The organism is Frankia sp. CpI1-P (assembly GCF_001421075.1).
Lineage (GTDB): Bacteria > Actinomycetota > Actinomycetes > Frankiales > Frankiaceae > Frankia > Frankia torreyi.
Window position 1 is genome coordinate 49,620 of the sequence record NZ_LJJX01000039.1, and the last position, 21,649, is coordinate 71,268.

Annotated in this window: 13 protein-coding genes, 1 tRNA gene and 13 pseudogenes; 10 read left to right on the top strand and 17 right to left on the bottom strand. The window is 72.6% G+C overall.

Going from position 1 to position 21,649, the window contains the following annotated elements; translation table 11 throughout:
• Positions 1 to 16: 16 nt before the first annotated feature.
• Both FF86_RS55005 and FF86_RS55010 read left to right on the top strand, forming a co-directional pair.
• Positions 17 to 376: response regulator transcription factor (locus FF86_RS55005; protein WP_242419293.1), on the top strand; the 360-nt coding region annotated here is incomplete at its 3' end.
• A 1-nt stretch (position 377) separates the two neighbouring features.
• Positions 378 to 733 (top strand): annotated as a pseudogene (locus tag FF86_RS55010) (response regulator transcription factor); the annotation flags it as partial.
• 60 nt (positions 734 to 793) lie between these two features.
• On the opposite strand, the gene FF86_RS22485 reads toward FF86_RS55010, so the two are convergent.
• The 6 genes and pseudogenes from FF86_RS22485 to FF86_RS55035 form a co-directional block, all read right to left on the bottom strand.
• Positions 794 to 869: transfer RNA gene (locus tag FF86_RS22485), tRNA-His, on the bottom strand.
• 158 nt (positions 870 to 1,027) lie between these two features.
• Positions 1,028 to 1,473 (bottom strand): oligoribonuclease (orn, locus tag FF86_RS55015; protein WP_242419294.1); only part of this gene is annotated, 446 nt, incomplete at its 5' end.
• 1 nt (position 1,474) lies between these two features.
• Positions 1,475 to 1,738 (bottom strand): annotated as a pseudogene (gene orn / locus FF86_RS55020) (oligoribonuclease); the annotation flags it as partial.
• An 85-nt stretch (positions 1,739 to 1,823) separates the two neighbouring features.
• Positions 1,824 to 2,291 (bottom strand): hypothetical protein, encoded by a 468-nt coding sequence (locus tag FF86_RS22495; RefSeq protein ID WP_044886728.1) that lies wholly within the window; start codon positions 2,289 to 2,291, stop codon positions 1,824 to 1,826.
• 490 nt (positions 2,292 to 2,781) lie between these two features.
• The coding region (lon, locus tag FF86_RS55025) for an endopeptidase La (protein WP_242419295.1) at positions 2,782 to 4,409 on the bottom strand (1,628 nt) is incomplete at its 5' end.
• Positions 4,410 to 4,430: 21 nt separating this feature from the next.
• Positions 4,431 to 5,391 (bottom strand): annotated as a pseudogene (locus FF86_RS55035) (LON peptidase substrate-binding domain-containing protein); the annotation flags it as partial.
• 226 nt (positions 5,392 to 5,617) lie between these two features.
• Here FF86_RS55035 and FF86_RS55040 point away from each other — a divergent pair.
• The 8 genes and pseudogenes from FF86_RS55040 to FF86_RS22525 form a co-directional block, all read left to right on the top strand.
• A partial coding sequence (locus FF86_RS55040) for a pirin family protein (protein ID WP_242419296.1) occupies positions 5,618 to 5,985 on the top strand: 368 nt, incomplete at its 3' end.
• Position 5,986: 1 nt separating this feature from the next.
• Positions 5,987 to 6,200: pseudogene (locus tag FF86_RS55045) on the top strand (pirin family protein); the annotation flags it as partial.
• 1 nt (position 6,201) lies between these two features.
• A pseudogene (locus tag FF86_RS55050) lies at positions 6,202 to 6,406 on the top strand (pirin-like C-terminal cupin domain-containing protein); the annotation flags it as partial.
• A 1-nt stretch (position 6,407) separates the two neighbouring features.
• A pseudogene (locus FF86_RS55055) lies at positions 6,408 to 6,586 on the top strand (pirin-like C-terminal cupin domain-containing protein); the annotation flags it as partial.
• A gap of 331 nt (positions 6,587 to 6,917) precedes the next feature.
• Complete coding sequence (locus FF86_RS22510) at positions 6,918 to 7,592, top strand: Crp/Fnr family transcriptional regulator (protein ID WP_044886725.1); 675 nt, start codon at positions 6,918 to 6,920, stop codon at positions 7,590 to 7,592.
• 71 nt (positions 7,593 to 7,663) lie between these two features.
• Entirely contained in the window at positions 7,664 to 8,401 is a 738-nt protein-coding gene (locus tag FF86_RS22515) for a hypothetical protein (RefSeq protein ID WP_044886724.1), read from the top strand.
• Positions 8,402 to 8,497: 96 nt separating this feature from the next.
• Positions 8,498 to 9,401: HipA family kinase (locus tag FF86_RS55060; RefSeq protein WP_242419297.1), on the top strand; the 904-nt coding region annotated here is incomplete at its 3' end.
• 45 nt (positions 9,402 to 9,446) lie between these two features.
• Entirely contained in the window at positions 9,447 to 9,866 is a 420-nt protein-coding gene (locus tag FF86_RS22525) for a DUF3037 domain-containing protein (RefSeq protein WP_313954369.1), read from the top strand.
• Between the two features lie 243 nt (positions 9,867 to 10,109).
• Here the strand turns inward: FF86_RS22525 and FF86_RS22530 are convergent, their stop codons facing one another.
• The 11 genes and pseudogenes from FF86_RS22530 to FF86_RS55105 all read right to left on the bottom strand — a co-directional run.
• Positions 10,110 to 11,408, bottom strand: a complete 1,299-nt coding sequence (locus FF86_RS22530) for a glycoside hydrolase family 26 protein (protein WP_236705713.1) — start codon at positions 11,406 to 11,408, stop codon at positions 10,110 to 10,112.
• Between the two features lie 521 nt (positions 11,409 to 11,929).
• Positions 11,930 to 12,557, bottom strand: a 628-nt coding sequence (locus tag FF86_RS55065) for a HoxN/HupN/NixA family nickel/cobalt transporter (RefSeq protein WP_396230010.1), incomplete at its 5' end; no start/stop codon positions are given.
• Position 12,558: 1 nt separating this feature from the next.
• Positions 12,559 to 13,075, bottom strand: a pseudogene (locus FF86_RS55070) (HoxN/HupN/NixA family nickel/cobalt transporter); the annotation flags it as partial.
• Positions 13,076 to 14,429: 1,354 nt separating this feature from the next.
• A pseudogene (locus tag FF86_RS55080) lies at positions 14,430 to 15,953 on the bottom strand (DUF3367 domain-containing protein); the annotation flags it as partial.
• A 1-nt stretch (position 15,954) separates the two neighbouring features.
• Positions 15,955 to 17,434, bottom strand: a pseudogene (locus FF86_RS55085) (alpha-(1->3)-arabinofuranosyltransferase family protein); the annotation flags it as partial.
• A 1-nt stretch (position 17,435) separates the two neighbouring features.
• Positions 17,436 to 18,092: pseudogene (locus FF86_RS55090) on the bottom strand (alpha-(1->3)-arabinofuranosyltransferase family protein); the annotation flags it as partial.
• A 25-nt stretch (positions 18,093 to 18,117) separates the two neighbouring features.
• Complete coding sequence (locus FF86_RS22545; RefSeq protein ID WP_044886718.1) at positions 18,118 to 19,476, bottom strand: glycosyltransferase family 4 protein; 1,359 nt, start codon at positions 19,474 to 19,476, stop codon at positions 18,118 to 18,120.
• Positions 19,477 to 19,562: 86 nt separating this feature from the next.
• Positions 19,563 to 19,912 (bottom strand): annotated as a pseudogene (locus FF86_RS55095) (hypothetical protein); the annotation flags it as partial.
• A gap of 1 nt (position 19,913) precedes the next feature.
• Positions 19,914 to 20,915: pseudogene (locus FF86_RS67740) on the bottom strand (hypothetical protein); the annotation flags it as partial.
• A gap of 388 nt (positions 20,916 to 21,303) precedes the next feature.
• Positions 21,304 to 21,393, bottom strand: a 90-nt coding sequence (locus FF86_RS62970) for a hypothetical protein (RefSeq protein ID WP_255355879.1), incomplete at its 5' end; no start/stop codon positions are given.
• A gap of 29 nt (positions 21,394 to 21,422) precedes the next feature.
• A pseudogene (locus tag FF86_RS55105) lies at positions 21,423 to 21,649 on the bottom strand (GDP-mannose 4,6-dehydratase); the annotation flags it as partial.

The window sequence follows — 21,649 nt, forward strand, 5'->3', positions numbered from 1 at the left end:
GATTCCCGGATGTGTGATGACGGCCAGTGTCATGCCGCCGTCGGCCGCTGAAGCCGACTCCGTCGAGGGCTCCGCACCGATCCGGGTCCTCGTTGTAGACGATCATGAGCTTTTTCTGCAGGGCCTGCAGACGGTCCTGGAGATCGAGGAGGACATCAGCGTCGTCGGCCGCGCCGGCGACGGACTGGAGGCGCTGACCCTGGCCTCCGGCACGTCGCCGGACATCGTGCTCATGGACGTCCGCATGCCCGGCCGGGACGGGATCGCCGCGGCCGGGGCGATCAAGCGGGCGGTGCCACGCACCCGGATCGTGATGCTCACCGTGTCGGACGAGGAGTCCGATCTGTTCGAGGCGATCAAGGCGGGTGCCGTCGGGNACCTGCTCAAGTCGATCCCGCCGCACGAGGTGGCCGACGCCGTTCGCGCCGTGCACAACGGGCAGAGCCTGATCAGCCCGTCGATGGCGTCGAAGCTGATGGTCGAGTTCGCCACGATGGCCCGCGGCACCGAGGACCGTCCCCGCGTGAACGCCCCGCACCTGACCGCCCGCGAACTCGAGGTGCTCAAGCTCGTCGCGGAGGGCCGCGCGAACCGGGAGATCGCCCGCAAGCTGTTCATCAGCGAGAACACGGTCAAGAACCACGTGCGCAACATCCTGGACAAGCTTCAGCTGCACTCGCGGATGGAGGCCGTCATGTACGCGGTGCGCCAGGGCCTGTTCGACATCGAGTGACCGCCCGGCCCCGGGAGCGGCACATGTCGATCCGAAAAAAGATCAACATGTGCTCTGACCTGGGGTGGGTGACGGGACTTGAACCCGCGACCACCGGGACCACAACCCGGTGCTCTACCAGCTGAGCTACACCCACCATGATCAATGACTACGCCTGGCGCGACCGATCGGGGCGCGCCGGCAATCCCTTGCCGGTACGGATCCCGAGTGTGNCGCCTGGGCGTCTCACCGAGCGAAGCCATCGTACCGGTCGAGGTCGCCTCGTGGGCAGGGGGATCGCCGGTGACGTGGACATCACGTTGCGTTCGCGCGGTCCGGGGCGGTCGACGGGGTGTTCTCCACCGTGGCGCCGCCGGGCGGCGACGTCGGGGCGAGGGTGCCGGCGGGGAGCGCGGCGAGGATGGCGTCGGTCTGGGCGCGGACCTCGGCCGCGATCGTCCGTGCCTGCTCGGTGCCGGGGCCGGGCGGCGGCACGAACAGCGCCTGCCGGTAGTAGCGCAGCTCCTCGATGCTCTCCTGGATGTCGGCCAGCGCCCGGTGGCCGCCCCGCTTGACGGGCGCCGCGTAGTACGTCCGCACGTACCAACGCCGAGCCAGTTCCTTGATCGACGAGACGTCGATCATGCGGTAGTGGAGGTGGGCGTCCAGCGACGGCATGTGGCGGGCGAGGAAGGTGCGGTCGGTGGCGATCGAGTTGCCGCACAGCGGCGCCTTGCGTACCTCCGGCACGCGGGCGCGGANGTAGTCGAGGACCTGCGCCTGCGCGTCCGCCAGGGTCAGCGTGGAGGCGCGGACGGCGGCGGTCAGGCCGGAGCTCTGGTGCATCTCGCGCACGACGGGCACCATCGCCTCGAGCGCCTCGTCCGGCGCCGAGATGACCAGGTCGATGCCCTCGTCGAGGATGTTTAGCTCACTGTCCGTAACCAGGCAGGCCACTTCCAGCAGCAGATCCGACGCGGCATCCAGGCCCGTCATCTCGCAGTCGATCCACACCAGTCGATCCATCCCGTTGACACTAGGGTCTGCGGCTCGCAACGTCACGCGCACCCCCGGGAGGCGGACGGTGTGGTCGGGCGAACGGCGGCGGATGTCAGCCGGTCGCACCCGTCCCGTTACCCACGGTAAACGTTATGGAGATGTGATCGTTGGCCACCTGGGTCGGGATGGCGGTCAGGGTGTACTCCCCGTCCGGTACCTCGGTGGTCTTCCAGCCCCCGACGTGGGGGTTGAAAATGTAGGGCGGCTGGCTCAGATCCAGCCGGAACGGGGCGATGGGCCCGTTGAGCACGAATTCCAGCGGGCCGCTGTAACGGGTCGACACCACCCGGATGGCCCGGAAGCCGAAGATCCGCTCACCCGGGCGGATGCCGGCGAAGGCGAGCGGCGTGGTCGCCGGCTGCGAGGGGGCCACGGTGACGAGACGATCGGTGGCGGTGACGGCGACCGCCGAGTGCCGCGGTGGCTGGTTCTTGTCGTACCCGAAGACCAGGATCGGCATGAGTATCAGCGCCGCGAAGAACAGCGCCAAGCCGATCCAGCCTCGTCTGAGGGCGTCCACGTCGTCCGGGTCCCTCCGCCACGCCGCCCATGGGGGATCCGGTCACTCTAATGGGCCGGTTCGCGGTGCTGACCGGCGCCCTCGTCTCGGACCGGCGCCCTCGTCTCGGACGGGCGGGGGCGGGCGCGGTCAGCGGGTGCGCCGCCGGCGGCCGGGTGGCCTGCTTGGCGGGCGGGCCGGGCCGCGGTTGTCGCGCGGTCGTTGGCGTACCCCTTGTCGACTGAGCCCCAGGATGCGCTGCTGTGCGATGCGCTCCTGCCGAAGACAGCGGCCACTATCCACGCCCCGACCGTAGCCGTGTTCGGGGTCCTGCGCGCCCGGCGTCACATGGTGTTTACCTCGCCCACGGCGTGTCGCTTGCAAGCCGTATGCGGTCTTGTCCGGCCATGCCGGTCTCGCCTGTGCGATCCGCCCAGCTCACGGCGGCCGCCCGCCGTCCGGCCGGTGTTCGGGGACACCGACCGGACCGCGGGAGAGCGCAGGAGCGTGATCAGGCGGCCAGGGCCGTGGGAGAGTGCCCGGCGCGCCCCGGCGACCGGCCGCCGTGGTCGGCGTCGAACGCGGGCTCCAGCGCCAGGTCCAGCACCTCCCGGACGTCGGTCACCAGGTGAACGGTGAGCGCATCACGCACCGGGGCGGGCACGTCGTCGAGGTCCGGCCCGTTGCGCTGGGGCAGCAGCACGGTGGTCAGGCCGGCCCGGTGCGCGGCGAGCAGCTTCTGCTTCACCCCGCCGATCGGCAGCACCCGCCCGGTCAGCGACACCTCGCCGGTCATGGCCACGTCCGCCCGGACCGGCCGGCCGGACAGCAGCGACGCGAGCGCCGTCGTCATCGTCACCCCGGCGCTGGGCCCGTCCTTCGGCACGGCGCCCGCGGGGACGTGCACGTGGACGCCGCGGTCGGCGAGGTCGCCGACGGGCAGCTCCAGCTCCACCCCGTGCGAGCGCAGGTAGGACAGCGCGATCTGCGCCGACTCCTTCATCACGTCGCCGAGCTGACCGGTCAGCGTGATGCCGGCGCCGCCGGTCTCCGCGTCGGCCAGGGAGGCCTCGACGAACAGCACGTCGCCGCCGGCGCCGGTGACCGCCAGGCCCGTCGCCACCCCGGGCAGGGCCGTGCGCTCAGCCGACTCCGGGGTGTGCCGAGGCCGGCCGAGGTAGCCGGTCAGATCCCCGGCGTCGATCGCGACCGGCAGGGCGGCCTCGCCGAGCGCCACCCGGGCGACGACCTTGCGCAGCAGCCGGGCGATCGAGCGCTCCAGGTCGCGCACCCCGGCCTCGCGGGTGTACTCCCCGGCCAGCGCGTGCAGGGCGCCGTCGCCGACGGTCACGTCACCCTCGGCGAGCCCCGCCCGGTCGAGCTGGCGGCGCAGCAGGTGGTCGCGGGCGATGACGACCTTCTCGTCCTCGGTGTAGCCGTCGAGGCGGATGATCTCCATCCGGTCCAGCAGCGGCGCCGGGATGGCCTCCAGCACGTTCGCCGTGGCCAGGAACAGCACGTCGGACAGGTCCAGCTCCACCTCGAGGTAGTGGTCGCGGAAGGTGTGGTTCTGCTCGGGGTCGAGCACCTCCAGCAGCGCCGCGGTCGGGTCGCCCCGGTAGTCCGCGCCGAGCTTGTCGACCTCGTCCAGCAGCACCACCGGGTTCATCGAGCCGGCCTCCCGGATCGCCCGCACGATGCGGCCGGGCAGCGCCCCGACGTAGGTGCGCCGGTGGCCGCGGATCTCGGCCTCGTCGCGCACGCCGCCCAGCGCCACCCGGACGAACGAGCGGCCCATGGCCCGCGCGATCGACTCGCCGAGCGACGTCTTGCCGACCCCGGGCGGGCCGGCCAGCGCCAGCACCGCGCCGCCGCGCCGGCCGCCGACGATCCCGAGACCGGCGTCCGCGCGCCGCCGGCGCACCGCGAGATGCTCGATGATGCGATCCTTGACGTCGTCGAGACCGGAGTGGTCGGCGTCGAGCACGGCACGGGCCGCGGTGATGTCGTAGGAGTCCTCGGCGCGGACGTTCCAGGGCAGGTCGAGGACGGTGTCGAGCCAGGTGCGGATCCAGCCGCCCTCGGGCGAGGACTCGGCCGTGCGCTCCAGCTTGTCGACCTCCTTGACCGCCGCCGCCCNCACCTTCTCGGGCAGGTCCNCGGCCTCGACCCGGGCCCGGTAGGCGGCCGGCTCCGAGCCGTTCGCTCCGTCGGTGCCACCGTCCGGGCCGTCCAGCTCGGCCAGCTCCTTGCGGACGGCCTCGAGCTGGCGGCGCAGCAGGAACTCGCGCTGCTGGCGATCCATGCCCTCCTGGACGTCGCGGCGGATCGTCTCGGCGACGTCGAGCTCGGCCAGGTGCTCCTTCGTCCAGGTCAGCAGCCGCTCCAGGCGGGTGCCGACCGCCGGCGTGCCGAGCAGCTCGATCTTCTGCGCGGTGGTCAGGTAGGCGGCGTAGCCGGCCGTGTCGGCGAGCGTGGCGGGATCGGTGATCGCCGACACGGAATCGATGACCTGCCAGGCGCCGCGCTGGCGCAACAGGTCCGTGACCAGCGCGCGGTACTCCTTGGCAAGCTTCTCCACGCGGGCGGCCTCGTCGGCCGGGGAACCGGCGCGGGTGCCGGCCGGGTCGTCGAGCGCGCCGAAGGGAGCGGCCGCGTCGTCGTCGACGACGACCGCGTCCACCCACCGCACGCCCGCGCCGCTCCCGGCGCCGGCATCATCGCCGGCCGTGGCAGCGGATGTGGCAACGCCGGTGCCGCGGCCGGCCGGGGCCGGCCGCTCGCCGCCGACGTGGGCTCGCGCCGTGCCGCGCACGACCGCCGCGGAGCCGCCGCGCGGCAGCCGGCCGACCTGCTCGATCACCCCGACCGCGCCGACCTCGGCGAGTTCGCCGTCGACACGGGGCACGAGCAGCACCTCGGCGGGCCGGCCGGCGGCGCGGCTGGAGATCCCCGGCGCGCGGGCGTCGGGGGAGCCACCGGAGCCACCGGAGCCGTCGGCACGGGCGGCGTCCACGGCGGCTCGGGTCTGCTCGTCGGACATGTCGAGGGACACGACCATGCCGGGGAGAACAACGGCGTCGTCGAGTGGCAGGACGGGCAACACCCGGATCTGTGGCATGTGGTCCACCCTCACGTGAGGAAGTTGAGTCACCTGGACTGAAGTCCCATTAGCCTACCGTTGTTCCCGAGGTTGCTCGCCCAGAGCGAACATCCGTGGCGGGAAGGATTGCGGCGGGGGTGTGGTTGTGTCGGCCAGGTAGTTGCATATACAACTGTCTAGGACGCCGGGACGGGCCCGCTCGGGCCGGCCCGCCGGCGGCCGCAAGCACAGCCAGGAGGACGACATGCCCGCCGTCACCGCCGACACCGTCCGGCTGCCCCGGCTGGCCGAGCCCGCGCTCGGTGCCGTCGACCGCCCGGTGCGCACGATCACGACCGCGCCCAGCGGCTTCGAGGGCGAGGGGTTCCCGGTCCGTCGCGCCTTCGCGGGCGTCCGGCTCACCGACCTTGACCCGTTCATCCACATGGACGAGATGGGCGCGGTCGACTACGGCCCCGGCGAGCCCAAGGGCACCCCGTGGCACCCGCACCGCGGCTTCGAGACCGTCACCTACATGATCGACGGCACCTTCCAGCACCAGGACTCCCACGGCGGCGGCGGGCTCATCACGGACGGCGCGACGCAGTGGATGACCGCCGGCGCAGGCATCCTNCACATCGAGACCCCGCCGGAGGAACTGGTCGTGCGCGGGGGCCTGTTCCACGGCATCCAGCTCTGGGTGAACCTGCCGGCCCGGGACAAGTTCACCCCGCCGCGCTACCAGAACCTCGAGGCCGGGCAGGTAGAACTGGTCGCCTCGCCGGACGGCGGCGCGCTGCTGCGCGTCATCGCGGGCGCGGTGGGCGAGCACCGGGGTCCGGGCTCGANGCACACGCCGATCTCCGTCGTCCATGCGACGGTGAGCCCCGGGGCGCGGGTGCATGTCCCCTGGAACCCGGAGTTCAACGCGCTCGCCTACGTCCTCGGCGGCCGCGGCACGGTCGGCCCGGCTGGTCGGCCGATCGAGGCCGGGCAGCTCGCCGTCCTCGGTGCCGGGGATCTGGTGACGGTGGCGGCCGACGCCCGGCAGGACNCGACGACGCCGGCACTGGAGGTCCTGCTCCTGGGCGGGCGTCCGATTCGCGAGCACGTCGAGGCGTACGGGCCGTTCGTCATGAACACCCGGGCGGAACTGATCCAGGCCGTCGAGGACTTCCAGGCCGGCAAGCTCGGCGTCATCCCGGCCGGCGCGCTCATGCCGCACCGCGGCTGAGATCGCTCGCGGTCCGGCCGGTGGCGTGATCCTGCCCGGACCGTATTTGCGCAATTCGGACGATCTGCACCCTTGCGTTCCCGGAATGGCTCGTTCGGATAATTGTCTCGGTATGCTGGATCAGCATCCGGATGACGGGACCGGGGGTCCGGTGACGACTCTCCCGCGAACGGTCGCCGGGGCGTGATGCCGGCGGTGCGCGCGCATACGCGGTGTGCGTGGGGTCCGTGCCGTCGCTGACCGGCCGTGCTGGCATGGGCGAGGGGGCGTCGTGTGGCAGGAGCCTGAACCGACGGGAGGCGGGTCCGACCGGGATCCGCGGCCGCGCCGGATGGAATGGCCGGCGGCAAGCGTCCTCGGTCGGATGGCGGCGGAAAGTCGCGCGGAGATTCTGCGGCTCGGTTCGTATCGTGAATACGCGAGCGAAGAGGTCGTCATGCACGAGGGCGACCGCACGAACTTCGTCGTTCTGCTGCTCAACGGCTGGGTGAAGGTCACCGCCGCCACCGAGAACGGCGGGTTCGCCCTGCTCGCGATCCGGCACGGGGGTGACCTCGTCGGTGAGCTCGCCGGGCTCGATTCCGAACCGCGGGTCGCGACTGTGACCGCGGCCGGCGCCGTGCTGGCGAAGGTCGTTCGGGCGGACGCCTTCGTCGCGTTCCTGCGCCGCCAGCCCGACGTGCACCAGGTACTGAGCAGCACGATCGCGGCGAAACTGCGCTCGGCAACCCGGCGGCGGGTCGAGTTCGGCGGCTGCTCGGTCGCGGTGCGGGTGGCGCGGGTGATCCTGGAGCTGGAGCGGGCCTACGGCGGCTCGTCGCCGGATGGGCGCCGTTCCGTCGGGGTCTCGCTCACCCAGCCGGAGCTCGCCGCCCTCGTGGGTGCCGCTGAGCCGACGGTCCACAAGGTGCTCCGGGACCTGCGCCAGCGAGGCGTCCTCGCCACCGGCTACCGGGCCGTGGTGATCCAGGATCTCGACGCGCTGCGGCTCGCCGCAAACCCGTGAGAATACGGGGCGGCCGTCCTCGTTCCTGGTGACACTGAAACTCCCCCGGCTCCGACCCGTGGAGGTTCAGCGTGAGTGAAAGGCCACCGGGTATCCGGCGGTTGTGCATCGCGATGGAGATCGACGGGGACGCCGGCGAGATACCCGGCGTGCTGCGGCCGCCGCGATGGCGGCGGGATCTCGGCGCCGTCATCGAGGAACTCGGTCGCGTCGCCGCTCTGGACCGGGCGCACTGGAACCCGCCCGCCGTGGGCGGCGGGGAAATCGCCTTCCTGCCGCCCGGAATCGACGAGGGGCGGTTCGTCGCAGCATTCGTCGACACATTGCGTTCCGCCATCGCCCGGCTGAACGACGGCGTGCCGCGGACGGAACGGGTTCGCCTGCGGGTGGCGCTGCACCAGGGAATCACCTTCCTTGACGAATCGGGCTTTTCCGGGCGGGCGGTGGTGAAGGTCGCCGCGCTGCGCGACTGTGCCGCCTTACGAGCCGAGCTGCGGCGCCATCCCAGTGTCGATCTCGCCCTGGCGGTGTCCGGCGAGCTCTTTGACGATGTGGTCGAGCACGACTATCCGGGGTTACGCGGCCGGGACTTCCGTCCGGAGCAGGTGGAGCTGGAGTCGGGGCCCGGCGTCGACGCCTGGTTGCTCATGCCCGGCCTCACCAGGGCGACGGCCCGGCTCGCCGCTGCGGCAGCCACCCGGGACGCGGCAGCCGACCGGCGCCCGGAACCCGCCCGGCGGGCGGCGAGATCCCCACTGTTCGCCATCGTCTCGACGCCGGCCGGCTCCTGGCCGGTCCACGTCCGCTGACCCCGCTGCCCGCCGCCGACCCCGCTGCCGCCAGCCAGGCGGGCGGCCCAGGGCAGTGTTGGCTCGGGGCAGTGACGGCTCGGGCAGACTGGCGGGATGTTGCGACACGTCACGGCGGTGCGGTATGCGACGCCGCTGCGGGAGGGCGGGAGCCTGCCCGGCCTGATGGAGGGCGACGATCTCGGCACCTGGGTCGTCAAGTTCAGTGGCGCCGGGCAGGGGCCGAAGGCGCTGGTCGCCGAGGTGATCGTCGGCGAGCTCGCCCGCGAGCTCGGGCTCGCGGTGCCCGAGCTCGTCGGAATCGACGTCGACCCCGAGCTCGGCCGCACCGAGCCGGACCAGGAGGTCCAGGATCTGCTGCGGGCCAGTGCCGGGCTCAACCTCGGCATGGACTACCTGCCCGGGTCCATCACCTACGATCCACTGGCCTTCGACGTCACGCCCGAGATCGCCGCCCGGGTGCTCTGGCTCGACGCCCTGACGCTCAACGTCGACAGATCCTGGCGCAACCCGAACCTGCTGGTCTGGGGCGGTCGGCTGTGGTTGATCGACCACGGCGCCGCCCTGTACCCCCACCACGACTGGGCGAGCGCGGCCGCGGCGGTCGGCCGGGTCCTGCCCGGCATCGCCGACCATGTGCTCCTGCCGGTCGTGGCCGCGCAACCCACGACGTTCGCCGCCGCCGACACCGCACTGGCCCCGCGGATCGACGCGGAGCTGCTGACCGCGGTTCTCGCCCGCGTGCCCGACGCCTGGCTGGACGTCCCGCGCGCCGACTACGTCCACTGGCTGCTGGCGCGGGTCGCGGCCCGGGCGCCCACGCGGGACGCGGTCACCGCGGCGCTCGCGCAGGCGCATCCGGCCGCCGAGATGGCGCCGGGCGCCCGGGTGGCGGCCGCCGCGCTCGCGAGCCGCCGGCGCGGTGCCAGCCCGGCCGACTCGGCCAAGGCGGGCCGGCCGGACTGGCTGCGCGCGGGGGACTGGCTGCGGACCGGCGGGGNGGCGGCCGTGGAGAACCGCGATGCGTGAGCTGTTCGAGTACGCGATGATCCGGATCGTCCCGCGAGTGGAACGGGGCGAGTTCGTCAACGTCGGCGTGATGCTGTACTGCCAGCGCTCCCGCTACCTGGACCTGCGCTGCCGGCTCGACGAGGGGCGCCTGGGCGTCCTCGATCCCTACCTCGACCCGGCCGTCGTCGTCGCCCATCTCGCGGCGTTTCGCGCCGTCTGCTGCGGCGGCGAGCAGGCGGGGCCGGCCGGGCGGCTCACCGCCGGAGAGCGGTTCCGCTGGCTGACCGCGCCGCGCAGCACCGTCGTGCAGACCTCGCCCGTCCACACCGGCCTGACCGGCGACCCGGCGGCCGAGCTGGATCGCCTCGTCGCCCTGTTGGTCGACCCGCCGGGACCCCCGGTCCCCTCGCTCGACCTCGACCTCGATCCCGACCCCGATCCCGCGACTCCCTGACCCGGCGCGGCCACCCACGCCACCGGGAACCGCGCCGCACTTCACGGGCCCTTCCGCGAGGGCAAATCGGACGCGAAGGGCTGTGGAAGGGCAAGGAACACGAGCTCGGCCACGAGGAAGGGCGGGGCGGCGGGCGGGAATCCCGCCGCCCCGCCCCGGTTCCGGCACCCAGTCGTCGTCAGCGACCGTCACCAGAGGGACCGTCGCCGGGGGGCGACGGGACGGCCCGGGCAGCCGCACGCGTTACCACAGGTCCCTGTAGCGGGCCGCGGACTGGTTGTTCTGGAACAGGCAGTGCTCGGTGTCCAACGGGCGATAGAGGTTCGAGCCGACGTTGGGGGGCTCGCAGGTGTTGAAGTAGTTCTCGTAGTACAGCCCCTTGCCGGCCCGTTCCCGCAGCCAGTCCCACATGAACTGGATGTAGTTCGGGTTGTCGCCGGCGCCGTCGTCGTCGCGACCGCTCACCACGCCCCATTCCCCGACACCGAAGAGCTTCCCGTGCTGGCGGGCGAAGTTGTACAGCCAGGTGATGCCGCCGGTCTCGTTCGCCTGCTTGGTGAACTCCGCGAGCGTGCGCGACGGCGGGTAGTGGTCGTAGGCATCGATGCCGATCACATCGACCCACTGGTCACCCGGGTAGAGGTCCAGCGGGTTGTGGCTCGGCGGGTTCTGGGAGTAGTGGGCGTTGATGGACCAGTCGAGCAGCGGATCAGGATTCGCCGTCGACCGGATGGCGTCGGCGACCTTACGCCAGCAGTTGACGTACGCGGTCGGATTCTGCCCGGACCACTGGTACCAGTCGCCGTTGCCCTCCCAGGCGATCCGGATGATGGAGTTCTGCCGGCCGGTCGAGTTCAGGGTGTTGCCGAACTGCCGCCAGTAGGTGTCGTACGCCCCCGTCGCGCACGTCTCCAGGGAGGCCCCGATGTTCTCCGGGAACGGCGGCACGGAGAGGACCAGTCGGCCCGGCCAACCGGTGAAGTTCTGTTCCGCCCAGGACGGGGCGACCATGTTCTGCCAGCTGTTGCGGCTCACGAAGACGTGGGAGAGGTCGCAGGGGCTGCCCCGGTTGGCGCAGAAACCGTCGACATCGGCCGGCACCATGATCGGATCCCCGTTGACGCCCGACAGCCACGGCAGTCCGGAGCGGTTCGGCTCCGTCGGCGGCGTGGTCGGCGGCGTGGTCGGCGGAGTGACCTCGCGGAACGTATCAGCCTTGTCGAAACCGACCCAGGTGCCCGTCGATCCGCCCGCGGATCGGCCGAGGTTGACGACGAAGGCGGTGTGCGGCCCGTCGCTGAGTACCGACGAGCGGTAGAACAGTGCCCTGGTGGGCAGCGGAGCGAAGGTGTTGACGGTGTGAGGCGCCTGCCCGTCGATGCTCACCGTGATGATCCCGCCCTGCGGCGACCGGATGCCGTAGATGTCGATCTGGGCGCCGGTGAACCGGATCCCGACCGTCGCTCCCGCGGCGACCGAGTAGCGGTAGCTGCTGTTGTCCGTGGGCGGCGCGCATCCGCCGCAGGTGGTCCATACGTTCACGTAGTTGATCTGACGGCTGTCGTCCTCAATGGACCCCGTCTGCTCGAAGACCGCGAGCGCCGGGCTTATGCGTCCTCCCAGAAGAAAGATCGGGGCGATGCAGAGAACGGCGAGAAGAAGCCATCGACGGATTCCTCGCCGACGAGTCCTCCGAAATTCTCTTGCCGTTGTCTCTGTCGCCGGGGCCCTGCTCGGACCCGATGTCCGGGTTTCCCGCCGGTGGCGTCCCATGGGCGGCCTTGCCTGCTCTGTTCGAGTCATTCCCCCGCCTGATGCAATCGGTCCTCGGAATCGACGAGTGTCGGTCCTGGCCAGTCGCTAGCAGGGGGATACTAGGCAGCAAGTAAGATCGTAATTACTCTCCGTGTCGATGCGGCTGGGCTCCGCGTGTCGAGCGGGTCCGCGATTTCCCCACAAAAGATGTTCGAACGGGCGGCCTCACCCGTGCAGGCGGGACACGCTGGTAACCGTGTGTATGTGGGATCGGGGCCGGCCTGGGCGGGTTCGCCGCGGTGACCCGCTCAGGCCGTCGGCTCGGGCTGGCCGCGCTCGGGTCCCGCCGCCGCCCACCGCTCCTCGATGCGGCCGACCTTCCACACCAGCAGGCTCACCGCCCAGGTGACGACGAACAGGCCGACGATGAAATAGCCGACGACGTTCAGGTCGAGTCCCGAGACCCAGTCCCAGAAACCACCCGACAGGTGCGCCTTCTCGGCGAGGATGCCGAGCAGTTCGACGGTGCCGATGAGGAAGGCGACCGCGACCGACAGACCCGTGATGGTGATGTTGTAGTACGCCTTGCGGACCGGCTTGGAAAAAGCCCAGCCGTAGGCGAAGTTCATGAACGACCCGTCGATCGTGTCCAGCAGGCTCATGCCGGCGGCGAAGAGGACCGGCAGCACGAGGATGGCGTACCAGGGCAGCCCACTGCCGGCGGCACCCGCGGCGAGGAACAGCAGCGCGACCTCTGTCGCGGTGTCGAAACCCAGACCGAACAGCAGCCCGAGCGGATACATCTGCCACGGCCGGGTGATCGCTCGCGTGACGCGGCCGAGGAGGCGGTTCGCGAAACCGCGGGAGTTCAGCCGCTCCTCCAGCGCCGCCTCGTCCACGAGGCCGCGGCGCATGTCGCGGAACACCGCCACGATGNCGACGAGCACGGCGAGGTTGATGCCGGCGATGAGGTAGAGGAATCCGCCGGAGACGGTGGTGCCTATCCAGCCGGTGACGTCGTGCAGGGTCGACCCGTCGTCGGAGACCTGGCCGGCCAGCGAGCGCACCCCGACGCCGAACAGGACGGCCAGCGCGAACACGATCGTCGAGTGGCCGAGGGAGAAGAAGAACCCGACGGACAGCGGCCGCCGGCCGTCCGTCATGAGCTTGCGGGTGGTGTTGTCGATCGCGGCGATGTGGTCGGCGTCGAACGCGTGCCGAAGGCCGAGGGTGTAGGCGGTGACCCCGAGGCCGACGCCGAACACCTGGCCGTCGGCGCCGAACCGGTAGTGGTGCGGCGCGATGACCGCGGTCAGCAGGAGCCAGCCGACCACATGCAGGCCGACGATGACGGCGGCCATGGCGCCGAGGGTCGTCCACTCCCGTCGGTCGAGCGCGCCGCTCACCCGCGCCCGCAGGTTCCGTCCTGGTCCGGTGGCGACGGGCGTGGTCATGGCATCTCCCTCGTGGCGCCCCGTCACCGGTCGCGGGTGGTGTCCCCTGCCGGCCGGGCAGGCATGACCATAACCATGCCCAATGTGCTCCTGCAACACTGTTGCAGGAGCACCGCGACGACAGGTGGCGGGACCACCATGTCGGGACGTGCCGTCGTCAACCGTCTCAGTGGCTGTCCGCGGCCGGCTCCGTCCCGCTCGGCCCGGCGAGGGGCCGCCCGGACGGCCCAGGCAGCCCGGACGCGGCCCGTCGACCGCCCTGGAGCACCGCGACGAGCTGATCCGTGGCCAGCAGCAGCACCGTGAGCCACGAAATCGTCGCGACCCGTCCGAACGCCTCCACCCAGTCACCGTTCGTCGGCAGCGAATGGCGGGCCTGCACCTCCAGCACGTACAGGGCACTGACCGCCAGGCAGACCGCGGGGCCGACCCGGGTCAACCACCTGCCCCGCGGGGCGAGCAGCGCGATCACGGTGGCGAGGGCGACGACGATCCCGGCGGCCACCGAGACGAGGACCGTGGCGAGCAGCCCGGCCCCCACCGCGGCGTATGCCGCCGTCCGCCAGTCGATCCGTACCGGACGGATCGACCAGGGGTCGACCGTCGGCAGGTCCGGTCCCGGCTCGACCGCACCCGCCGCCCGCCGGCGTGCGCGGCGGGTGGTGAACAGCAGCAGGGCCAGGAAGAACACGACCGTCACCGCGGACAGCACCAGCGAGTAGCGGACGATCTGCTGCGGCGCCCAGGTCAGGGTCACGGTGAACGCCGCGGCCGTCGGGTTGATCCGCCAGCCGTTGGCGTAGCCGTCGACCAGCCGCGGCTGGCCCGCGTCGGCGCCGTTCACCGTCGCCTTCCACCCCCGCGACAGGCTCTCGCCGAGCACCAGCCAGAAGGGCGTCCCCGGCTGGGCTCCCGTGACCTGCGCGGTGAACGACGTCGCGTCCGAGGACTGGACGATGATCCGCGGCGACAACCCGGCCGCGCCGGCCGTCCTGGCGGTAGGGGTGCCGGTCGGCGTCGCCGCGCCGGTGGCGGGTGTGCCGGTGGCGGGTGTGCCGGCGTCGCCGGCGCCCAGCCAGGGGCCGCCGCCGGCGTCCGAGGCGAGCAGGAGGCGGTCGATGTCCACGCCCAGCTCGGCGCCGTCCCCGGTCTTGATCACATGCTCGCCGGGGCCGAGGGTGAGCGCTCCGCCGCAGGTGGACACCCGCAGGCCGAGGCGGTTCACCGCGTCGGAGGTGGATCCGTCGATACGCACGCCGACCGGGTGGCCGTCGATGCTCAGCAGGTCGTCCCGGCAGGTCCCCGGGAGCTGCGCCGGGAGCAGGGCCGAGGCGGCCCCCGCGCTCTGGGTGGNGGTGGTGCTCTGGCCCGCGCCCGGGGCCTCGGTGACTCCGCTGGCCAGGCCCGGCAGCCCGATCTCGGCGATGCCCACCGGCATCGACAACGGCGACCGGCTGATCGGGTCGATGCTCTTGACCGTCCGCACGTCGTCGACGACGAACCGCCAGGTGCTGCCGGTGACGGCCGGGAAGGTCAGGGTCACCTGGCGGGTACCACCACGCTGGGCGGTGTCGGTGACCGGTGGCACCGGCACCGAGCCGACGACCCGGCCGTCGACCACCAGCCCGATCCGGGTCGGCACCGAGTGCCGGCCGTCGGCGACGATGGACATCGTCACCGAGGAGGTGGTGATCGGGGCCGGCGAGGCGACCTGGAGCCAGCCGCCCTCGGGGTCGCCGATGCCGGGGCTCCACGCGGTGGTGACGTCGCCGTCGAAGGCGCTCGACGACCGGGCCGCGAGCGAACCGGGCAGGCGGCCGGACGAGGACACGACCGGCAGGTTCGACGGCCGCCCGAGCAGGCGGTCGATGTGGTCGTCGGCGGCGTACGCGGAGATTCGCGCCGTGCCGGTCAGCGCGAACGTCCGCGCCGTCGGCAGCGCGAACGACCGGCTGATGATCTCCTCGGTGTCCTGCTTGAACGGCTCGGCCGGGTTGGCCCGGTCCCGCGACATCTGCAGGGCCAGGCGGTGGCCGAGGGAGGAGGCGCCGGCGGCGTCGAGGCTGTCGCTCGGCATCCGCAGCACCTCGTCGGCGGTCAGCGCCTTACCGTCCGCGCCGGGGATCTCGACCTCGGCGAAGCCGACGGCGGAGACGTTGTCGTAGGTGCGCTGGCGGCCGTAGTTCGTCGCGTCGACCCGGATGTGCAGCGTGCGGAACGTGCGGGTCGGGAAGCTGACGACCTGGCCGACCTGGGTGCGCGACGACGGGGTGAGGTCGACGGTGACGGGGGAGCCGCCGTCGAACGTCAGCGTCGCCCGGGTGATGTACCGGTTGCGGGGCCCGGACAGCGGCTGGGTGAGCCGGACGTGGTCGGTCGTGGTCGGCGCGGCCAGCGTCGTCTGCCACGCCTCACCGGTCGGGTCGGTGAAGGCGCCGACCCGCCAGGCGGTGTTGATGTCGCCGTCGATGCCGCGCACCGGCCGGTCCCAGGGGCCGTAGGCGAAGGAGTTGCCGTAGGCCGACGCCGTCACCGCGGCGATCTTCGCCGGAGTGCCGGGGGCGTGCAGGGCCGCCGTCGTCTCGTTGGCGGTCGTCTCGTCACCGAACAGCGGCAACCGGTTGTCGTTCGGGTCCTTCACCAGGGGGGCGACGCCGGGCTGCTCGACGTAGCCGAAGTTCTCCCGGACCCCCGTCCAGCGCTCGGCCCGCAGCCGGTTGGTGTCGCTGACGAGCAGGTCGGCGCCGTCGTCGAGGGCCTGGGCGAGCTCGCCCGGCTTGCTGGCCAGCTCGGGGGCGTAGAGGATCGCCCGCCCGGACGCGACGGGCTCGGCGAGCAGCCCGGAGGCGGCCGCGTCGACCAGCGCCTCCCCGTTGCCNCTGACCAGCAACGGCCGGGCGGTGGTGGCGGTGCGCACGATCGGCTGGGTGTTCGACACGGGGAAGACGGCCAGCGCCGGGGGATCGGGCACCGAGGTCTTCGTGCCGAGCGTGATCTCGTCGGTGAAGGGGATCCCCGGATCCTCGGCCACCGGCGGTCCGTAGGTCTGCGGCGCGCCGAGGCCGGCCGGCCGGGTGGAGGTGAACAGGTCCCACGTCGAGCGGGGCCGCGGGGTGCGGTAACGCTCGTAGGCGAGGTTGCTGCGCAGCATCACGTCGCCGACGCCCATCAGCCGGGCCAGGTCCGGCACGGCGGACGTCTCCAGCACGCCCTCCTGCATCCGCCGGTCCAGCGAGCGGACCAGGTCGACGGTGCCGGCCTCGCCGTACGGGATCAGCTCGCGCAGGACCAGCGGCCGGTCCATCAGCCCCTCGGTGACCGGGTCGAGGGTGCTGCCCCAGCGGTAGTGCGAGAAGTCGGCGCCAGGCAGCTCCAGCACCCGAGAGCCGTCGTCGCCGGCGTCGAGCGCCTTGGCGACCTGCGTCTCGTAGGCGGGGACCTGCTCGGGACGCTTCAGCAGGGGCTCGACGAACTCGCCGCGGAACAGCGGCGACATGTTCGCGGCGATGAGTACCAGCACCAGTCCCATCGCGAGCTGGGGAACCCCAGGCCGCCAGCCTCGCGCGGCACCGCCGCCGCCGACGGAGCCCGCGCGACGCCCGCCGCCGCCCGGGCCGGACCCGGCCGCCGCGCGCAGCGCGTACCGCTCCTCCAGGGCGGCCAGGCCGCCCGCGAGCAGCACCGACAGGCCGAGGGCGACCATCGGGACCGCGCGCGGCAGCGAGCGCAGCGCGAGCCCGGCCGTCGACCCCTCCGCGAAGTCCTTGAACAGCCGACCCCAGGGGGAGGGGTCGTCGTAGGGGTAGACGCCGACGGCGATCGTGGTGCCCAGCAGGATGAGCGCGACGAAGTAGCCGCGGTGCCCCCAGCGGATCGCCGAGGCCGCCGCGAGCGCGAGGATCGGCAGCGCGAAGCTGACGACGATCAGCCACAGGTCGTGCGTGTAGTGGGTCGCCGGCCCGATCCAGGGGCCGAGCGCGTCCTGGCCGTAGAAGAACCAGTTGCCCAGGCCTCGCAGCACCTCGGACGCCTGCGAGCTGCTGGCGACCGTCTCGATCGTCTCGGTGAAGGCGAGCACGTTCAGCCCGTAGCCGGCCTGCGTGTACAGCCCGGCGATCCACCACGCCGAGGTGACGAGGACGGCCAGCACGGCCCGGGTGCACATGCCCGCGGCGGCGCCGAGGCGGACCTCCCGGGTGCCCCACACGGCGAACGGCACCCACAGCAGCGGCGCGAACAGGATGAAGATGAGGCTGGAGGCGTTGATGCTGCCGATCGTGGTGACGACCAGGGCGAACGCGGCGGGGAAGCGCCAGCCCGCGGGGCGCCAGCCGGCGCGCCCCGGCTCGGCCTCCCGCANGCCACGCACGGTGATGCCGATCAGCCAGCCCAGCCCGGCGTAGGGCAGCAGGATCGCCGAGATCCGCGCCTCGTACTCCAGGATGTAGGGCGAGAGCATGTAGCCGGCGGCGGCCACGAACGCGAACCGGTCCGGCCAGCGGAACGAGCGCAGCAGGAACAGCACACCGGCGCCCGCGCCGAACAGGATCGAGCCGGTCCACAGCCGCTGCGCCACCCAGTCGGGCAGGCCCGCGATGTCCAGCAGCCAGTAGAACAGCCCCTGCGGGTACAGATAGCCGATGTTCTGGTGGGTGACGGTGCCCATGCCGATCGCGGGGTCCCACATGGAGACCGCCCGGCGCAGCATCCGGCCCGGATCGAGGTAGAGGTACGCCTTCGTGTCCGCGCCGATCTTGCCGGGCGCGGTGGCCAGCAGCGGCAGGTAGGCCACGGCGGCCAGCACCAGCGTGGGCCAGGTCGGCAGCAGCCGGCGGCCCCGTGACACCGCCGCACCGGCCCGACCAGCCGGGTCCGGCCGGCCGCCGGTCCGCGGGTCCGGGCGTCGCCCGGCCGGGGTCGCCGGGTCCGCGGCGCGCGGGGACGGGGCCTGGGCGGCGCCGTCCGGCGCCGGCGGGCGACCCCCGTCGGCACCGGACGGTGACGTGGTCAGGGTCACCGGATCACCGGGGTGGTCGCCAGGGTCACCGGCGCTGGCCGATCACGTCCGCGGCGCGGGCCGCGGGGGAGGCGGACCCGCGCTGGCGGGCCGCCTCCCGCACGAGCGCGGCGAACGTGGCGCGGGCCGTCTCCGCCCAGGTGAACGTCGCGGCGTGGGCGAGGGCACCGGCGGACAGCCGGGCTCGCAGGTCGTCGTCGGAGAGCACGCCGGCCAGTGTCTTGCCCAGATCGGTCGGGTCCTCCACCAACACGCCGGTCTCACCGTCGACGACCGCGTCGGTGTGCCCGGCGATGCGGGTGGCCACCGACGGCGTGCCGCACGCCGCCGCCTCCGTGATCGTCATTCCCCAGCCCTCCCGGGCGGACGCCGAGGTGAGCACCCAGGCGCGCCGGTAGAGCGAGAGCAGCTCGTCGTCGTCGACGCGCCCGACGAGGCGCAGCCACGCGCCCGCCCCGGCGGCCCGGATCTTCTTCTCCAGCTCCGGCCGCTCGTAGCCGTCGCCGACGATCACCGCCTCCATCGTCGGGTGCTCGTCGTGCGCCCGCAGCAGGCCGTCGATGAGGATGTCGAAGCGCTTGACCGGCACCAGCCGGCCGACGGCGAGGACGAGAGGATGCGGGGACCGCTCGCCGGCGGGGGTGAACGCCGGGTCGATCCCCGGCGGCACGACCGAGATGTTGCGCGGTGGCAGGCCGAGCAGCTCGATGATCTCGTGTCGGGACGACTGGGACAGCGTCAGGATCCGCGTGCGCCGGTACAGCGGCGGGGCGACCTTGAACTCCACCGTCTCGCCGACCTTCGCCAGCTTCGGGGAGAGCACCATCCGCCACATCTCGGCGTGCACATGGTGCAGGAACACCACCCGCGGGCAGCGGGCCCAGACGGGGGAGAAGAACGGCATGCCGTTCCAGATCTCCACCAGGCCGTCCCACGGACCGGTGCGGCCCAGCGCGCCGGACAGGGCGGTGCGCGGGAAGACCGAGTAGCGCCCCGCCTTACGCACCACCGAGTAACCGTGGCGGCGGACCGACTCGGGATGGCCGGGGGCGAACGCGGTGCGCAGGCTCACGTCGATGCCCGCCTGCGCCCAGCGCTCGGCGACCTTGTCGGCGTGCAGCTCCGAGCCGCCGGACTCGGGGTCGTCGAGGTCGCGCCAGGCGAGCACGTGCACGCGGCGCAGCCCGGAGGTCTCGACGAGCTCGGCGAGCGAGGGGCGCCGGGGGACGTCCTCGATGCCCGGCGCACCGAGCTGCGGGGCCAGGATTCCCGGCGGCACCGCGGCGCCGGCGCCGACCTGGGGCAGGATCAGACCCTTCGGGGTCGGCGGGATCGTCGCGCCGGGACCGGGACCGGGGCTGCGGCCGTTGCTCGGCGCGGTCATGCCCGAGCCGTCCGGCGGGCCGCGGCGAGCACCGACAGGCCGGTGACGACGGCCAACGCGGCCTGGCAGGCGAGATCGGCCCGAGNGGTCGCCGTCGGCGAACCATCCGCCCACACCAGCAGGGGGATGGTCGCCGCGGCGGCGAGGCCCAGGGCCAGCAGGACGCCTCGCTCTCCGAGAGCGAGCAGGTAATGGGTGAACAGCACGGTAGCTCCGAGACAGGTCATCGCTGCGGCCAGGGGAAGGAGCGCGCCGGAGGCGTCGGTGAAACGGGGGCCGAAGGCCAGGGAAAGCAGTTTCTCCGGTGCGATGAGAGCGGCGAAGAGCAACCCCATCGCCGGTACGAGGAGTATCGCGATCGTCGCACCGAGTTGATGCAGAGCGTGCTGCCCGAGATGCCGGCGGTCCGCCGCCTCCGGGAGCAGGAACCCGGCCANCACCACCGCAGCCAGCACGATCACCTTGCTGGCGACGGAGACGGCCGCGTAGGAGCCCGAGCGGTCCGGGGCGAGCCGGCCCTGCAGCAGCACGTCGACGTTCTGCAGCAGCCCGAGCAGCGCGAGCGCGACCAACGCGGCGCCGACCTCCACCGCCAGCCGGGTCGGCGCCTGGGTGGGCGTCAAGGTGGGTGCCGCGGGGGGCGGCTGCCCGGGCGGCGGGGCGGCCCGGTCGCGGCCCGGCGCCTCCAGGCTGCGGCCCATCGTTTCCGGGCTGCGGCCCATCGTTTCCGGGCTGCGGTACAGAGTCCACCGCACGTGGGCGAGGGCCGCGAGCACACCGAGCAGGACGCCGATCGCCGCGCCGGACTCGTCGAGGCCGACGAGCACCAGGCCGATCGTGAACACGGTCTTCACCACGGCGTCGACGAGCAGGTTCGTGGCCAGCGCCGGGTACTGGCGGGCGCACTGGAGCAACCCCCGGTCGACGCACAGCAGGCACCACGCGGCCCCCGCCGTGATGATCTCGGCGACGCCGCCGGGGCCGGGCAGCGACAGCTCGCGCGCCACGTATCCCCGCCCGATGATCGCGAGCACCGCGACCACGAGCACGGTCGCGACGCCCACCCGGCGGACCCGGTTCACCCAGGCGGCCATGAGGTGCAGCCGGCCGCTGTGCTGCCAGGTGGTGACCCGCCGGACCACCCCGACGAGCAGCGCGCTGCCCGGCATCGACACGACGAAGAAGATCGCGATGAGCTGGGCCACCGCGCCGTAGGACCTGGTGCTCATCGCCCGGGCGATGATCAGGGTGACGCCCATGTTCGCGGCGTTGGCAAGCAGGCCGGCGAGGGCCAGGGGGACGGCGCCGCGCAGCGCACCGCGCAGCCGAGTGCCGCGGGTCTGCCGTAGCCGCTTGCGCAGCGTCCAGCCGTCCCCGGCCTCGGCGGGGACGGCCCGCTCCGCCGGCCCGGCGCCGGCGGGAACCGGTCCGGCCACCATCGCCCCCGGGGCCAGCGGGCCCGTCGACAGCGGGCCCGTCGACAGCGGGCTCACCGCGGTGGGTCCGGTGGTGCTCGAGTTGATGGTGGCGGACCCGGAGCCGCGGGGGAGCGGCCCGGTGGTCGGCGGGCGGTTCATCTCCGGCCGTACCACCATCGGGCCGGTCGAGGCGGGATCCGGGGCGGTCGGACCGGATCTCGTCCGGTGCGCCGCCGCGCGCCGGACGGTGGGCGAGAGGTCCCCCGGCGGGACGGCGTTGCGGTTCATCAGCGTCCTCCCCGACGACACACGCAGGCGTCCTCCCCGGCGCGCGCCGGGGAATACCCGCGCGTGGCCGGTTCACCCGCGGCGGGGTGGCCGGCCGCGCGTTTCGTCAGGGGAAGGGCGTTCACCTGATCGTCAACGCCTTACCTGTTGATTCCACCTCAAGAGCCAGGTCGGCGTCGACCATCATCGCGATCAACTCCTCGAACCCGACNCGCGGCGTCCACCCCAACACCTCGCGCNCCTTCGACGGATCACCCACCAGCACATCCACCTCCGCCGGCCGGAAAAACCGCGGATCCTGCTGCACCAACCCCGACCAGTCCGAAATCCCCACCCGCCCGAACGCCGCATCCAACAACTCCCGAATACTATGCGTCACCCCCGTCGCCACCACATAGTCATCCGGAGTGTCCTGCTGCAACATCCGCCACATCGCCTCCACATAATCCCCCGCAAAACCCCAGTCC